Here is a 15,201-nt window from a genome sequence, read left to right on the forward strand (position 1 = left end):
GGAACATTACGCCCGATCCCCGGAACTGAAACGGGGTTCGAGGGCACGGTTCGGATCATTTTCCGAACCGGCCACAACAACCGCACCCTGGCCGGGAGCTGCGACTACCCGTCCTGTGGCGGTCAAAACCAGCAGGGACACGCCACCCGCGACAGCCGGCACCGCGAAGCCCCACAGGGCTCCGCCCCGCTCGACGACGGGCCCGGCGACGCCCGTTCCGACCGAGTGGCCCACGGTGAAGGTGGTGACCAGCCAGGAGAACGCCTCGGTGACCGTGCCCCGCGGGGCGTGCCGGTCGACCAGGACGAACGCGCAGGCGATGGCGGGTGCGAGGAAGACACCGGCGAGCGCGGTCAGCGCGACCATCGGCACCGCGTCCGGCATCAGCATCAGCGGCAGGTAACACACCACCAGAAGCGCCACCAGCACACGCAGTCGCCGCGCGGGCTCACCGGCCCACTGCCGCGCCCCGTACACGGCGCCGCCGACCAGGGCGCCGAAGCCCAGCGCCGCCATCAGCCAGCCGTACACGGCGTCACCGCCGTGGTCGTCCGCGTAGGGCACGGAGGCGACCGTGATGGACCCGAGCGCCATCCCGATGAACAGGAACGCGGCGAGCAGCGCCAGCAGCCCCGGCGAGCGCAGGGCGCCCAGCCAGTGCGCCTCGCGCGGCGCCGACCGCCAGGCCCGCGAGGGCTGCGAGACGACGACGGACAGGGCGCCCAGCACCCCGATGCCGTTCAGCACGAGCAGCGCGGCCTGGGCCGACCACAGGGAGACGCACAGGGTCACCAGCAGCGGTCCGACGGTGAACATGACCTCCTGGGCCACGGCGTCCATCGCGTACGCCGTGTGCACCTGGTCCTCGCGCCGCAGCACCGACGGCCACAGCGCGCGCAGCCCGCCCTCCAGGGGCGGGGTGAAGAGCCCGGCGGCCGCGACGGCGGCGTAGGCGAGCGGCAGCGACCCGAGGCCGGAGAAGGCAAAGGCGGCCATGGCCAGCGCCGACAGCACGGCGGCGGGCAGCTGCACCCGCGGCTGCCCGCGCAGGTCCACGAGCCGTCCCAGCACCGGCTGCCCGACGGCGTTGGCGACGCCGTACACCGCCGCCAGGGCACCGGCCAGGCTGTACGTACCGCCCTCCGCCCGGACGAACAGCACGATCGCGATGGCGGCCGTGGCGTTGGGCAGCCGCCCGACCAGCGTGCCGACGAGCAGCCGGGTGGCGTGTCGCGCCCGAAGGATCTCCAGGTATCCCGTGGCCATGTCCCCGCCCTAGGTTTTACGTATAACGTCGAGTTCCATACGTACCATGTCCGCTGTTCGCCCGTCCAGACGAAAGAGCAGGCCCACGGTGGCACGAGGCAGCACCCGCCCCACGAGCCGGGACGTCGCCCAGGCCGCCGGGGTCTCCCAGGCGGCGGTCTCCCTGGTCCTCGGGGACAAGTGGCGCGGCCGGGTCTCCGCGGCCACGGCGGAGCGGGTCCGGGAAGCCGCCCGCGACCTGGGCTACCGGCCCAATCTGGCCGCCCGCCACCTGCGCCTGGGCCGCACGCGCACGGTGCTGCTGGTCGTCCCGGCCCTCACCACGGAGTTCTTCGCCGGCGTCTACACGGGCGCGGCCCGGGTCGCCGCCGAGCACGGCTTCGGCGTGGTCCTGTACCCCTCCCCCGAGGGCATCGGCCCCGCCCGCGACCCCTTCGCCTCCGCCCAGGCGGCCCTGGACGGCGTCATCGCCTCGTCCATGGCGGCCGACGCCCTCAGCGCGATCCGCGGCGAGGCGCTCCCCCTGGTCATGCTGGACAGCGACCCGGCGGGGAGCCTGGGCGCGGCCACGGTGAACCTGGACATCGCCGACGGTGTCCGGCAGGTCACCGAGCACCTGCTGTCCCTGGGCCACCGGCGCTTCCTCCACCTGGCGGCGGACGTCCCGTCCTGGACGTTCGAGGTGCGCTCCCGGGAGCTGGCGGCGCGGCTCGCGCAGGTGGCCGGCACGTCGGTCCGCACGGCCCGGGCCCCCATCTCCATCGACGGCGCGCAGACGGCCGCCCACGGCGCGCTCGCCGATCCCGCGGACCGCCCGACGGCCGTCGTCTGCGACGACGACAAGCTGGCCGCCGGCGCGTACAAGGCGGCCCGCCGCCTGGGCCTGCGCATCCCCGACGACCTGTCGGTCACGGGCCTGGACGACCTGGCCCTGGCCACGGCGATCGACCCGGAACTCACGACGGTGCGCCTGGACGCGGAACTGTTCGGCGAGCGCGGCATGCGGGCCCTGCTGGCCGTCCTGGAGGGGCGCGAGGCCGAGAGCGGCGACATCCCCGTGCACCTGGTCGTCCGGGCCTCCACGGCCCCGCCACGCCGCTCCTGAGCCTCGCCCGACCCGCCGGCCGGGACGCCGAAGGGCCCCGGCCGCAGCCGGGGCCCTTCGCGTACGAGCGCGTCCGCCGTCTACTCGGCGTCCTCCGACGCCGTCCCCGGCGTGCCGGCGCCGTCCGCTCCGAGGAGCCGCGACAGCTGCCGCCCGCTGATCCGCTTGAACTTGCGCTTCTGCGGCCGCGTCCGGTCCAGGACCGCGACTTCCAGCCGTTCCGCGGGGATCTCCCGCTCGCTGCCGTTCGTGTCGCGCGACAGCGCCTGGACCGCCAGCTTCAGCGCCTCGGCCAGGGTCATCCCGTCCTGGTGCCGCTGGTCCAGGTAGCTGCTGATCTGCTCCGCGTTGCCGCCCACCGCGACCGAGCCGTGCTCGTCGACGATGGACCCGTCGTGCGGCAGCCGGTAGATCTGGTCGCCCTCGGGGGTCTCCCCCACCTCGGCGACGACCAGCTCCACCTCGTAGGGCTTCTCGGCCGCGCTGGAGAAGATCGTGCCCAGCGTCTGCGCGTACACGTTCGCCAGGCCGCGGGCCGTCACGTCGGCCCGGTCGTAGGTGTAACCCCGCAGGTCGGCGTAGCGGACGCCGCCGATGCGCAGGTTCTCGTACTCGTTGTACTTGCCGGCGGCCGCGAAGCCGATCCGGTCGTAGATCTCGCTGAACTTGTGCAGCGCGCGGGACGGGTTCTCGCCGACGAAGACGATGCCGTCGGCGTACTGCAGCACGACCAGGCTGCGGCCACGGGCGATGCCCTTGCGGGCGTACTCCGCCCGGTCGGCCATCGCCTGCTGGGGTGAGACATAGAACGGCGTCGACACCGGTTATCCGTCCCTCTCTTGAAGATTCCGTCGGTTCACTGGACCACCCTCACAAAGACGGCCGGCCGCTCACAGCAGCGCGGCCCGCGGCCCGTCGGGCTGCTCCAGGCGCCGCTGCAGGACGGAGCGCGCGATCTCGGACGCCTCGTCCTCGGTGAGCCGGCGGAACCCGTCCTCGGTGATCACGGTGACGATGGGATAGATCCGGCGGGCGACATCGGGACCACCGGTCGCCGAGTCGTCGTCTGCCGCGTCGTAGAGCGCCTGGACCACGAGGGTCGTGGCCTCGGCCTCGTTCAGGTCGTCCCGGAAGAGCTTCTTCATCGCGCCGCGCGCGAAGATCGAACCGGATCCGGTGGCCGCGTACCCGTGCTCCTCGGAGCGCCCGCCGGTGACGTCGTAGGAGAAGATGCGGCCCTTGTCCCGGTCGACGTCGTACCCGGCGAACAGCGGGACGACGGCCAGGCCCTGCATGGCCATCCCGAGGTTCGAGCGGATCATGGTCGAGAGCCGGTTGGCCTTGCCCTCCAGGGACAGCTGGGCGCCCTCGACCTTCTCGAAGTGCTCCAGCTCCAGCTGGAACAGCTTCACCATCTCCACGGCCAGGCCCGCCGTGCCGGCGATGCCCACCGCCGAGTACTCGTCGGCGGGGAAGACCTTCTCGATGTCCCGCTGCGCGATGACGTTGCCCATGGTGGCCCGCCGGTCGCCGGCGAGGACGACGCCGCCGGGGAACGTCACGGCCACGATCGTCGTGCCGTGCGGTGCCTCGACGGCACCCTGCAGGGGCGGCAACTTCTTGTTGCCCGGCAGCAGTTCGGGCTGGTGATCGGAGAGGAAGTCCATGAAGGAGGAGGAGCCTGGCGTCAGGAAGGCAGCTGGTAGACGCCCGGTGCTACGAGTGTTGGCTTCCACGCGATTCCTTCCACGTAAGCGGCAGCCCGCCCTGTGACGTCGGGCCGATCCTTGGTACAACCCCGGTCCGGCTGCGGCCGGGGGCGCGGTATGCCTCGGACCCTACCCGTCCTTCGGCGGTGATCCACATGCCCGGCGGAACCAACTGCGCCGAGGTGGCGCCGCCTTCGCCCGCCGCGGGCGGGCCGGCGGCCCGCCCGGCCGCGCCGACCCGACGAGGCGGTCGACGCCCCGACGACGCCCGGAGCGCCGCACACGAGAGCACGGAGTCACCCACTGCCCCGCGCGCAGCGCTCCGCGCCCCGCCCGTCCGTCACCCGTGCCCCTCGCCCGCCTGCGGGGCGAGGGATCGGACGCCCTACTGGCCGCCCTTTTGCACGAAGGACCGCACGAAGTCCTCTGCGTTCTCCTCGAGGACGTCGTCGATCTCGTCGAGGACCGAGTCCACGTCGTCGCTCAGCTTCTCCTGACGCTCCTTGAGGTCCTCGGAGCCCTGCGCCTCCGCAGACTGCTCCTCGACCTCCTCGGTGGACCGGGTGGCCTTCTGCTGTCCGCCGCCGGTGTCCTTGGTCGCCATATCCCTCACCCCGCTCGGTTCGCCCGACACAGTTGCTCGGTCAAGATCAGACCCTACTCGCCGGGTCTGACAACGGCCCCGTTGTTGCCTCAACGTACGGGGGCCATCTCGATGATTCCCGGGCCCGGGATTTTCCACCCTGCCCGGCGGGCCCCGGCCGGGTGCCCGCGCAGCGCGCTCACCCCCCGGACAGGACCCTGACCAGGTCTTCCGCGGTACGGCAGCGGTCCAGGAGCTCCTTGACGTGATTACGCGTTCCGCGAAGCGGTTCCAGGGTTGGAACGCGCTGCAGGGAGTCCCGGCCGGGCAGGTCGAAGATCACCGAGTCCCAGGAGGCCGCCGCGACGTCGTCCGCGTACTGCTCGAGGCAGCGGCCCCGGAAGTAGGCCCGGGTGTCCTCGGGGGGCGACGTACGCGCCCGCTCCACGTCCGCCTCGCCCAGCAGCCGCTTCATGCGCCCGCGGGCCACCAGACGGTTGTACAGGCCCTTCTCGGGCCGCACGTCGGCGTACTGGAGGTCGACCAGGTGCAGCCGGGCGGCGTCCCAGTCGAGGCTGTCCCGGCGCCGGTAGCCCTCCATCAGCTCCCGCTTGGCGACCCAGTCCAGCTCGCCGGCCAGACTCATCGGGTCGTGCTCCAGTCGGGTGAGGGTGTCCTCCCAGCGGGACAGCACGTCCTTGGTCTGCTCGTCCGCGTCGGCGCCGTAGCGCTCCTCCACGTACTTGCGGGCCAGCTCGTAGTACTCCATCTGCAGCTGGACCGCGGTGAGTGTCCGGCCGCTGCGGAGCGTGACCAGCCGCTTGAGCGACGGGTCGTGCGAGACCTGGTGCAGGGTGCGCACGGGCTGGTCGACGGCCAGGTCGACGGCGATGAAGCCGTCCTCGATCATCGACAGCACCAGGGCGGTCGTGCCCAGCTTCAGATACGTAGAGATCTCGGAGAGGTTGGCGTCGCCGATGATGACGTGCAGCCGCCGGTACTGCTCGGCGTCGGCGTGCGGCTCGTCGCGGGTGTTGATGATCGGGCGCTTGAGCGTGGTCTCCAGGCCGACCTCGACCTCGAAGTAGTCCGCCCGCTGGCTCAGCTGGAAGCCGTGCTCGTGCCCGTCCTGGCCGATGCCGACGCGGCCGGCGCCGGTGACGACCTGGCGGGAGACGAAGAAGGGCGTCAGGTGGCGCACGATGTCCGAGAAGGGGGTCTCCCGCTTCATCAGGTAGTTCTCGTGCGTGCCGTAGGACGCGCCCTTGTTGTCGGTGTTGTTCTTGTACAGGTGGATCGGCTGGGCACCCGGCAGCTGGGCGGCCCGTTCCGCGGCCTCCGCCATGATCCGCTCGCCGGCCTTGTCCCACAGCACGGCGTCCCGCGGGTTGGTCACCTCGGGAGAGCTGTATTCGGGGTGGGCGTGGTCGACGTAGAGCCGCGCACCGTTGGTGAGGATCACGTTGGCCAGGCCGATGTCCTCGTCGGTGAGCTGGCTGGAGTCGGCGGCCTCACGGGCGAGGTCGAAGCCTCGCGCGTCCCGCAGCGGGTTCTCCTCCTCGAAGTCCCAGCGGGCCCGGCGGGCCCGGTGCATCGCCGCCGCGTAGGCGTTCACGATCTGGGACGAGGTGAGCATGGCATTGGCGTTGGGGTGACCGGGGACGGAGATCCCGTACTCCGTCTCGATGCCCATTACTCGCCGTACGGTCATGCGGCCCTCCTTGCCCGGCGGCACCCTCGGTCGTGGGCGCCACTCAGATACCGCTGGCGCTCGGTTGCGTGTGCGGTGCCCGTCCCCGCACTGCGCGACTCGGCGGTACGGAAGAGCCTAGAACGCCTTTGCGCTGGTGGGGAGATCATTTGCGTCATTGCGTTGCTCCAGCCGTGGCCCGAAAAGCAGTCGGCTGCGGGTACCCGCCAAGGGCACCCGCAGCCGCCCTGCGTTTTACAGGTACTGACCGGTGTTCGCCACCGTGTCGATGGAGCGTCCGGTGTCCGCACCCTGCTTTCCGGTGATGAGCGTCCGGATGTACACGATCCGCTCGCCCTTCTTTCCGGAGATCCGGGCCCAGTCGTCCGGGTTGGTGGTGTTGGGCAGGTCCTCGTTCTCCTTGAACTCGTCCACACAGGCCTGGAGGAGGTGGGAGACGCGCAGACCCTTCTGGTTCTTCTCGAGGAAGTCCTTGATCGCCATCTTCTTGGCACGGCCCACGATGTTCTCGATCATGGCGCCGGAATTGAAGTCCTTGAAGTACAGGACTTCCTTGTCACCATTGGCGTAGGTGACCTCCAGGAACCGGTTCTCCTCGGATTCCGCGTACATGTGCTCCACGGCCGTCTGGATCATGTTCTGGACCGTGGCGCCCTTGTCGCCGCCGTGCTCGCCGAGGTCGTCGCCGTGCAGCGGGAGGCGCTCGGTGAGGTACTTGCCGAAGATGTCCTTGGCCGCCTCGGCGTCCGGACGCTCGATCTTGATCTTCACGTCGAGCCGGCCGGGGCGCAGGATGGCCGGGTCGATCATGTCCTCGCGGTTGGAGGCACCGATCACGACCACGTTCTGCAGGCCCTCCACACCGTCGATCTCGGCGAGCAGCTGCGGGACGATGGTGTTCTCCACGTCCGAGCTGACTCCGGAGCCGCGGGTGCGGAAGAGGGACTCCATCTCGTCGAAGAAGACGATGACCGGCGTGCCCTCGCTGGCCTTCTCACGGGCCCGCTGGAAGACGAGGCGGATCTGCCGCTCCGTCTCACCGACGTACTTGTTGAGCAGCTCGGGGCCCTTGATGTTGAGGAAGAAGCTCTTGCCGGCGGCCTGGCCGGTCACCTCGGCGACCTTCTTGGCCAGCGAGTTGGCCACGGCCTTGGCGATGAGCGTCTTGCCGCATCCGGGGGGCCCGTACAGCAGCACGCCCTTCGGCGGCCGCAGTTCGTGCTCCTTGAACAGGTCCGGGTAGAGGTACGGCAGCTCGACCGCGTCGCGGATGGCCTCGATCTGGCCGCCGAGACCGCCGATCTGCTCGTAGCCGATGTCGGGGACCTCTTCGAGGACGAGCTCCTCGACCTCGCTCTTGGGCACCACCTCGTAGACGTAGCCGGAGCGGGGTTCGAGCAGGAGGGCGTCGCCGGGGCGGATGGTGACGTCCAGCAGCGGCTCGGCGAGCCGCACCACCCGCTCCTCGTCGGTGTGCCCGAGCACCAGGGCCCGCTCGCCGTCCTCGAGGATCTCCTTGAGGGTCACGATGTCACCGACACGCTCGAACTCCATGGCCTCGACCACGTTGAGCGCCTCGTTGAGCATTACTTCCTGGCCGCGCCGGAGCTCTTCGAGCTCGACGCTGGGGCTGACGTTCACCCTGAGCTTGCGGCCGCCGGTGAAGATGTCGGCGGTTCCGTCCTCGTTCGCCGTCAGGAAGACACCGAAGCCGGCCGGCGGCTGTGCGAGCCGGTCGACTTCCTCCTTGAGGGCCACGATCTGGTCGCGGGCCTCACGGAGCGTGTTGGCGAGTCGCTCGTTCTGCGCGGACACGCCGGCCAGATTGGTCTGCAGCTCGACGATCCGCTCTTCGAGAATCCTCGTGTGTCGCGGAGAGTCGGCGAGCTTGCGTCGCAGGACGGCGATCTCCTGCTCAAGGTAGGCGATCTGCCCGGCCGGGTCGTCGGACCCGCGTCCCGGGCGGATGCCGCGGTTCATGTCGTCGTCGTGGGCTGCCACGGTCCTCACCTCCTCCAAGGGGAGCTGGACGCTTCCAGACCCTACCTGGGCGGGTGTCGATTGAAACCCCTAGATCACAAAGACGGTCGGGGTGTGTCCGATCTTCACCCTTGCGCTCTCCCTCACGCCAGGGGAATACCCAGCGAACATGATTGGAACCCAGCCCCAGGTAGGGTCGAAGTGTTCAACACCCGCCGGAGCTGGCCGGATTCCCGGTACGTCACGGCGGAGAAACGGCAGGAGAGATGAGCGTGCAGCAGGAGGCCGACGTCGCCGGGGAGGCGCTGGAGGTCTGGATCGACCAGGACCTGTGCACCGGCGACGGCATCTGCGCCCAGTACGCGCCCGAGGTGTTCGAGCTGGACATCGACGGTCTGGCCTATGTGAAGAGCGCCGAGGACGAGTTGCTTCAGGAGAAGGGGGCGACCACCCCGGTCCCGCTGCCGCTCCTCACCGATGTGATCGACTCGGCGAAGGAGTGTCCGGGCGAGTGCATCCACGTACGCCGGGTTTCGGACAGGGCGGAAGTCTACGGACCGGACGCGGAGTGACCCGTTCTCCACACTCCGTGACGACTGTCTGATGCCTCACACACTTCCGCCGCGGCGTCCTCACACGCTGCGCGCGCCGGCCGGCGTGGAGCGGACGAACGCGCCGTCCTGCCAACGCCATTTCACGTCGCTCTTCTCGTCGGGGCAGCAACGCGGCACGTCCGCCGACGAGTAGCCGAGCAGCGTCGCCGTCACGGCGCCGCCGCGCACGGCGAAGTCGTCGACCGTGGTGCCGTCGGCGGGGTCGAGCAGGGTGGCCACCACCCGCGCCTTGCCGCTGCCGGCGTCCCGGGTGAGGACGTACACGCCGTCGGGCGGGGTGCCCATCGGGGAGTCGCAGTGGACCACGGCCACCGTCTCGGGGCGGCCGTCGCCGTCGAGGTCCGCGGACGCCTTCTGCTCCACGACGGCCCTCACCGGGCCGCACTCCAGCGGGAACGTCACGGCGGCCGGATCGGGCGGGGCCGCGTGCGCCGGGGCACTCCTGGTCCCGGGCGCGTCCGGCTGGGCGGCCGTGGCCGGGCCCGGCTGGAGGACCGAGGAGAGGGCCACCACACCGGCCAGGGCCGTGGCGGTGGCGAGCCAGTGGATGGGGCGGGTGTGCGTGTGGGCGAGCTCCGGAACGGCGGAAGGCTGCACTAGGAGGATCTCCTGAGGGCTGTGCCGGTGGGGTGGCCAAGATGGTGCCACACGTCACATCCGGAGGGAACGGCGGGGTGGTGTGCTCCTGCTTCGGCGGGGAATTCGGACGGGTTGGCTTCCTGCCGCCGCGTCAGACCTCCGGGGCGAGCGCGGTCCGCCGCCCGCGGCGCACCGCGGCACCCGCCCCCCCGTCCGCGGTCTCCCCCGCGGTTCACCCGAAGCGGCAACGGAAGGGCGCCGCGTCCGAGTTCCGGTTCGTCGTCCGGAACTCGGCCGCGGCGCCCGTTCGTTGGGTGCGGTGGCGGGTCGCCTCAGCGGCCCGCGCCGCCGTCGGCGTTGGGGCCGGCGTAGTCCTCGCCGTAGGCGCCCTTGGCGGGGCGGCGGCGGCGCATGGGCGGCTCGACGCCGTCCGCGAGGCGGCGGGCGGTGAGCAGGAAGCCGGTGTGGCCGATCATCCGGTGGTCCGGGCGGACGGCCAGGCCCTCGATGTGCCAGTTGCGGATCATGGTCTCCCAGGAGGTCGGCTCGTTGAAGCAGCCGATCTCCCGGATGGACTCCACGGTCCGGGCGAGCTGGGTGGTGGTCGCGACGTAGCAGCACAGGATGCCGCCGGGGACCAGCGCCTTGGAGACGGCCTCCAGGCACTCCCAGGGGGCGAGCATGTCGAGGATGACGCGGTCGACGTCGGTGTCGGACAGGTTGTCCTGCAGGTCTCCGACGGTCAGCTGCCAGGCGGGGTGCGGGCCGCCGAAGTAGCGCTCCACGTTCTGCCGGGCGATGTCGGCGAAGTCCTCGCGGCGCTCGTAGGAGTGCAGCATGCCCTGGTCGCCGATGGCGCGCAGCAGGAAGCTGCTGAGCGAGCCGGAGCCCACACCGGCCTCCACGACGCGCGCGCCGGGGAAGATGTCGGCGAAGGCGAGGATCTGCCCCGCGTCCTTCGGGTAGACGACGGCTGCCCCGCGGGGCATGGACAGGACGTAGTCGGGGAGCAGGGGGCGCAGCGCGAGGTAGGCGACGTTCCCCGTGGTGCGGACAACGCTGCCCTCGGGAGCGCCGATCAGTTCGTCGTGGGGGAAGGAACCCTTGTGGGTGTGGAAGTTCTTCCCGGCCTCGAGCGTGAACGTGTAGTGGCGGCCCTTGGGGTCGGTCAGCTGAACCTGGTCCCCGACCTTGAAGGGCCCGCGCCTGCGGGCGGCACCGGTCGGTTCGGACATGTGACCAGCCTACCGGCCCCGGAGAGGGCCGCCGACCACCGGAGGACCGCCGGGCCGCCCTCCCTAGGAAGGCCGTGCCATCGCCTTGACGAAGGCGCGCTCGACGTCGGCCGCCGACAGGACGCCGTAGATCTCGCCGGTCTCCTCCACCACCAGGTACTCGGTCGCGGGGGTGGCGCGCAGGGCGTCCAGGAGTTCCTCGCCGGACAGTTCCGCGGAGACGCGCATGCCGTCCGTGAGGTCCTGGGCGAGGCCGCTGACCGCGACCCACGGGCGGCGGTGCTCCGGTACGCCGACGATGGCGGCCTCGCGTACGAGGGAGAGGGGCCGGCCCTCGGCGTCGACCACGACCAGGGCGCGGGCCCCGGCGGCGTTCGCCCGGCGCAGGGCCTCCGAGAGCGGGGTGTCGCCCTCGACCGGGACCGCACGCCGGGTGAGCGTGCGGGCGCGCAGCTCGGGCAGGTGCTCGCGCAGGCGGGCCATGCGCAGGCTGTTGCCGGCGCCGGTCCAGATGATCGCGGCGAGGATCGCGGCGAGCAGGGCGTCCAGGACGGTGTCCATGCCGACGTTGTCGACGGCCTCGGAGCCCAGGGCGCCGGACTGGGTGAGCAGGGGCAGCCCGATCAGGACGGACACGGCGAGGGCGCGGCCGACCCAGGCGGCGGCGACGGTGCCGGCCATCGGCTTGCCGGTGAGCTTCCACACGACGGCACGCAGCATCCGGCCGCCGTCGAGGGGCAGGCCGGGCAGGAGGTTGAACGCGGCCACGATGAGGTTGGAGATCATCAGGCCGGCCAGCAGCACGCCCGGGACGGTGCCCGGCTCCACCGCCTGCACGGCGGCGTAGAAGACGCCGGACAGGACGAGGGACAGCAGCGGTCCGACGAAGGCGAGCACGAACTCCCGGCCGGGGGTCTCCGCCTCCTTCTCGATCTCGGAGACGCCGCCGAAGAACTGGAGCTGGATGCGGCGCACCGGGAGCTTGAAGCGGAGGGCGGCGACCGTGTGGGCCAGTTCGTGCACCAGCACGGAGGCGTAGAAGGCCACGGCGAAGAACAGGGAGACGAGGTAGCGCGCGGCGCCGAGCTCGGGCAGGACGCGTTCGAGCTGACCGCCGAAGACCCAGGTGATGAGCGCGGCGACGAGGAACCAGCTGGGCGCGACGTACACCGGCACGCCGAAGGGCCGGCCCATGAGCAGCCCGCCGCGGGGCTCCGGCCGCTGGGGGGCGGGCCCCCTGCCGTCGCCGGGACCGCCGTGGTCCCCGCCGGCATAGGCCCGCTCGGGATGGGCGCCGCTCTCGCCCGGCTGCGCCGAAGGCCCGGGTTCCCGTGCCTTGCGGAGGCTGGGTACCGGGTGGGGGGCGTCGGTCCGGCTGTCGCTCTGCGGCGTGCGGCCGCCTTCCGCGTCGGCAGGGGCGGGGCTCACGGCGGGGCCGCCGGTGCCGGTCGGGTCGTGTGCGCCGCCCTGCGGGCGCGCGTCGTCCTGCGGTGGGGCGCTGCCTTGGGGCGGGGCGCTGCCTTGTGGCTGGGAGTCGTTCCGCGAGGGGGTGTCGCCCTGTGGGTGGGAGTCGCCCTGTGGTCGGGAGTCGCTTTGCCCGCGGGCGTCGTCCTGCGGGTCGCCGGAGCCGGGAGCATCGCCGGAGGCGGAGGACGGGGTCACCGCGTTCGGGGCACCGGCGGCGTCGCCGGACTCCGGGTCGCCCTGCCCGGCCCGCTGCAGCACGGGCGTGGCCGGGTGCTGCTCCGGCGCCGCCGGGTCCGGCTCGGAAGCGGCGGGCCGCGGGGCGTCGGTGGGCAGGTGGGGCCGAGGGGCGACCGGGTCACCGGCTGCGGGGTGGCCGCCCTCGACGCGTCGCTCGGCCGGGACGCGTTCGTCGGCGGTGGGCCGGTCGGCGGCCCGGGGCCCAAGCCCCGCGTGACGCTCGGCCGACTCGTCGTTGCCGGACCGCGGCTGCCCGCGCCCGCCGCTCTCGTCCACCGGTGTCCCCTCGTTCGAAGCGTCTCCCGCGCCTGCCGGACGGGAGGGTCTCTGGTCGATGGTATGCGTCAGCCGAGGCGCGTTCCGCCCCGGCACCCCTGTGTTTCCCGTACGTCGACGTCCCCTGCGGGCTTCCCTCACGAACGCCTGTGGGTGACTGTCAGTGCCGGGCCGTATGGTCTGGGGCATGGAGACGAGCACCGAGGGCGCCGCGCAGCCCGGGACCAGCCCTGCCGCGGCGGCGGACTCATCGGCCCCGGAAGGCCCCGCCGGGCCGCCGTCCGCCATGGCCGCGCCGGCCGCTGAGACACCGCCCGGACCTGCGGTGACGCCGGCGGAGACGGCGGCCGACAGTCCGTCGGTGGCCCCGGGTGCCGGCACCGGAACTGCGGCAGCCTCCGCGGACGCGGGGGCTTCGGCCGCGGGGCCTGCCGCCGGTGCGGCGGCCGGCAGTGCGCCGGTCCCGGCTGCGGGAGCCGGCGCGGCAGGGACCGCGGTGGACGGTGCGGACGCGGTGCCCGGTACTCCGGAAACAGCGTCCGGCACCGCCGGGACTGCACCCCGCACCGCGGAATCAGCGACCGGCGCCGCGGAACCTGCGCCCAGCACCGCGCCCACAGCCGCCGACACTGCGGAAACAGCGACCGGCACCGCCGAAGCTGCGCCCCGCACCGCGGAAACAGCCCCCGGCACCGCGCCCACGGCCGCCGGCTCCGCCGCCGCGGTGGTGGCCGGTGATCCGGCGGAGGCCGACGCCGTGCGGCCCGTCGCGGAGGCCGCGGCCGAGACCGCGGCCGTGAGCGAGCTGGTGACCGGGTCGGCCGCCGCACCCCCGGCCTCGCTGTCCCCCTCGCGTGCGAGCGACTTCATGCAGTGCCCGCTGCTCTACCGCTTCCGGGTCATCGACCGGCTGCCGGAGAAGCCGAGCGAGGCCGCGACCCGGGGCACCCTGGTGCACGCGGTCCTCGAGCGCCTGTTCGACGCCCCGGCGGGCGAGCGCACGCCGCCGCGGGCCAAGTCGCTCATCCCCGGCCAGTGGGACCGGCTGCGCACGTCGCGCCCGGAGGTCGGGGAGCTGTTCGCCGACGATCCCGAGGGCGAGCGGCTGGCGCGCTGGCTGGGCGAGGCCGAGCAGCTCGTCGAGCGCTGGTTCACCCTGGAGGACCCCAGCCGCCTGGAGCCGGCCGAGCGGGAGCTGTTCGTCGAGACGGAACTGGAGTCGGGGCTGCGGCTGCGCGGCATCATCGACCGGGTCGACGTGGCGCCCACGGGCGAGGTCCGGATCGTCGACTACAAGACCGGCAAAGCGCCCCGCCCCGAGTACTCCGAGGGCGCCCTGTTCCAGATGAAGTTCTACGCCCTGGTCGTCTGGCGGCTGAAGAACGTGGTGCCGCGCCGGCTCCAGCTGGTGTACCTCGGCAGCGGCCAGGTGCTGACGTACGACCCGGTGCCGGCCGATCTGGAGCGGGTCGAGCGGAAGTTGCTGGCGCTGTGGGACGCGATCCGGCTGGCGACCGAGACGGGCGACTGGCGGCCGCGGCCCACGAAGCTGTGCGGCTGGTGCGACCACCAGGCGCACTGCCCGGAGTTCGGCGGCACTCCCCCGCCCTATCCGCTGCCGGTGCGCGCGGCGGAGGTTCCGGCGCGGCCGCTGCCGTGAGGGCGGCTGAGTCCGGCCGGTCCGCGCAGGGCAGAATGGGGCCGGACTAGCGAAGGAGACTCACGTGGCCATCCGCGTCCTACTCGTCGACGACCAGCCGCTGCTCCGGACGGGCTTCCGGATGATCCTGGAGGCCGAGCAGGACATCGCGGTCGTCGGCGAGGCCGGAGACGGCCTCCAGGCGCTGGACCAGGTGCGGGCCCTGCAGCCCGACGTGGTCCTGATGGACATCCGCATGCCGCGGATGGACGGCGTGGAGGCGACCCGGCAGATCACCGGCCCCGGGCGCGACGGCCCGGCGAAGGTGCTGGTGCTCACCACCTTCGACCTCGACGAGTACGTGGTCGAGGCGCTGCGGGCCGGGGCCAGCGGCTTCCTGCTGAAGGACGCGCCCGCCGACGAGCTGGTGCAGGCCATCCGGGTCGTCGCCGCCGGCGAGGCGATGCTCGCGCCGAGCATCACGCGCCGGCTGCTCGACAAGTACGCCACGCACCTGCCGTCGGGCGACGAGCCGGTGCCGGACACCCTGCACACGCTGACCGACCGCGAGGTGGAGGTGCTGAAGCTGGTGGCGCGCGGGCTGTCCAACGCCGAGATCGCCGCGGACCTGTTCGTCAGCGAGACCACCGTCAAGACGCACGTCGGTCACGTGCTGACCAAGCTGGGCCTGCGCGACCGCGTCCAGGCGGCGGTGTACGCCTACGAGTCCGGGCTGGTGCGCCCCGGGGCGCAGTAGCCGGACCGCACCGCACGAGAAGGCCGCCCCCTGCCGGTGCAGG

At 72.3% G+C, this 15,201-nt stretch carries 13 protein-coding genes; 4 read left to right on the forward strand and 9 right to left on the reverse strand.

The window, feature by feature from the left end:
- Positions 1–6: 6 nt before the first annotated feature.
- Positions 7–1,266 carry an MFS transporter gene (locus ACFYWG_RS30760; RefSeq protein ID WP_389204281.1) on the reverse strand — a complete coding sequence of 420 codons (1,260 nt, stop codon included), beginning with the start codon at positions 1,264–1,266 and terminating at the stop codon, positions 7–9.
- Between the two features lie 46 nt (positions 1,267–1,312).
- On the opposite strand from ACFYWG_RS30760, the gene ACFYWG_RS30765 reads away from it, so the two are divergent.
- The gene (locus ACFYWG_RS30765; RefSeq protein WP_383511116.1) at positions 1,313–2,371 is read left to right on the forward strand and encodes a LacI family DNA-binding transcriptional regulator; all 1,059 of its coding nucleotides are present in this window, start codon (positions 1,313–1,315) and stop codon (positions 2,369–2,371) included.
- A gap of 80 nt (positions 2,372–2,451) precedes the next feature.
- Here the strand turns inward: ACFYWG_RS30765 and prcA are convergent, their stop codons facing one another.
- From prcA to arc, 5 genes are all read right to left on the reverse strand, one after another.
- Positions 2,452–3,192, reverse strand: a complete 741-nt coding sequence (gene prcA, locus ACFYWG_RS30770) for a proteasome subunit alpha (protein WP_376332566.1) — start codon at positions 3,190–3,192, stop codon at positions 2,452–2,454.
- Between the two features lie 69 nt (positions 3,193–3,261).
- Positions 3,262–4,107 carry a proteasome subunit beta gene (prcB, locus tag ACFYWG_RS30775; RefSeq protein ID WP_376332564.1) on the reverse strand — a complete coding sequence of 282 codons (846 nt, stop codon included), beginning with the start codon at positions 4,105–4,107 and terminating at the stop codon, positions 3,262–3,264.
- 358 nt (positions 4,108–4,465) lie between these two features.
- A complete protein-coding gene (locus tag ACFYWG_RS30780; RefSeq protein ID WP_333934568.1) occupies positions 4,466–4,684 on the reverse strand; it encodes a ubiquitin-like protein Pup in 219 nt (72 codons plus the stop codon).
- 178 nt (positions 4,685–4,862) lie between these two features.
- A complete protein-coding gene (dop, locus tag ACFYWG_RS30785) occupies positions 4,863–6,374 on the reverse strand; it encodes a depupylase/deamidase Dop (protein WP_376332562.1) in 1,512 nt (503 codons plus the stop codon).
- 234 nt (positions 6,375–6,608) lie between these two features.
- Entirely contained in the window at positions 6,609–8,375 is a 1,767-nt protein-coding gene (gene arc / locus ACFYWG_RS30790; RefSeq protein WP_376332560.1) for a proteasome ATPase, read from the reverse strand.
- A gap of 245 nt (positions 8,376–8,620) precedes the next feature.
- Between arc and ACFYWG_RS30795 the strand changes: the two genes are divergently transcribed.
- Complete coding sequence (locus ACFYWG_RS30795; protein ID WP_333934569.1) at positions 8,621–8,926, forward strand: ferredoxin; 306 nt, start codon at positions 8,621–8,623, stop codon at positions 8,924–8,926.
- A gap of 60 nt (positions 8,927–8,986) precedes the next feature.
- On the opposite strand, the gene ACFYWG_RS30800 is transcribed toward ACFYWG_RS30795, so the two are convergent.
- From ACFYWG_RS30800 to ACFYWG_RS30810, 3 genes are all read right to left on the reverse strand, one after another.
- A complete protein-coding gene (locus tag ACFYWG_RS30800; protein WP_389204282.1) occupies positions 8,987–9,565 on the reverse strand; it encodes a hypothetical protein in 579 nt (192 codons plus the stop codon).
- A gap of 314 nt (positions 9,566–9,879) precedes the next feature.
- On the reverse strand, positions 9,880–10,782 hold the full coding sequence (locus ACFYWG_RS30805; protein WP_316754934.1) for a tRNA (adenine-N1)-methyltransferase: 903 nt from the start codon (positions 10,780–10,782) through the stop codon (positions 9,880–9,882).
- 63 nt (positions 10,783–10,845) lie between these two features.
- Positions 10,846–12,762 carry a site-2 protease family protein gene (locus tag ACFYWG_RS30810; RefSeq protein ID WP_389204283.1) on the reverse strand — a complete coding sequence of 639 codons (1,917 nt, stop codon included), beginning with the start codon at positions 12,760–12,762 and terminating at the stop codon, positions 10,846–10,848.
- A 757-nt stretch (positions 12,763–13,519) separates the two neighbouring features.
- Here ACFYWG_RS30810 and ACFYWG_RS30815 point away from each other — a divergent pair.
- The gene (locus ACFYWG_RS30815; RefSeq protein WP_389204284.1) at positions 13,520–14,422 is read left to right on the forward strand and encodes a RecB family exonuclease; all 903 of its coding nucleotides are present in this window, start codon (positions 13,520–13,522) and stop codon (positions 14,420–14,422) included.
- A 64-nt stretch (positions 14,423–14,486) separates the two neighbouring features.
- Positions 14,487–15,158 (forward strand): response regulator transcription factor, encoded by a 672-nt coding sequence (locus ACFYWG_RS30820; protein WP_355930560.1) that lies wholly within the window; start codon positions 14,487–14,489, stop codon positions 15,156–15,158.
- Positions 15,159–15,201 lie beyond the last annotated feature (43 nt).

The organism is Streptomyces sp. NPDC003456 (assembly GCF_042878735.1).
In the GTDB taxonomy this organism is placed as follows: Bacteria; Actinomycetota; Actinomycetes; order Streptomycetales; family Streptomycetaceae; genus Streptomyces.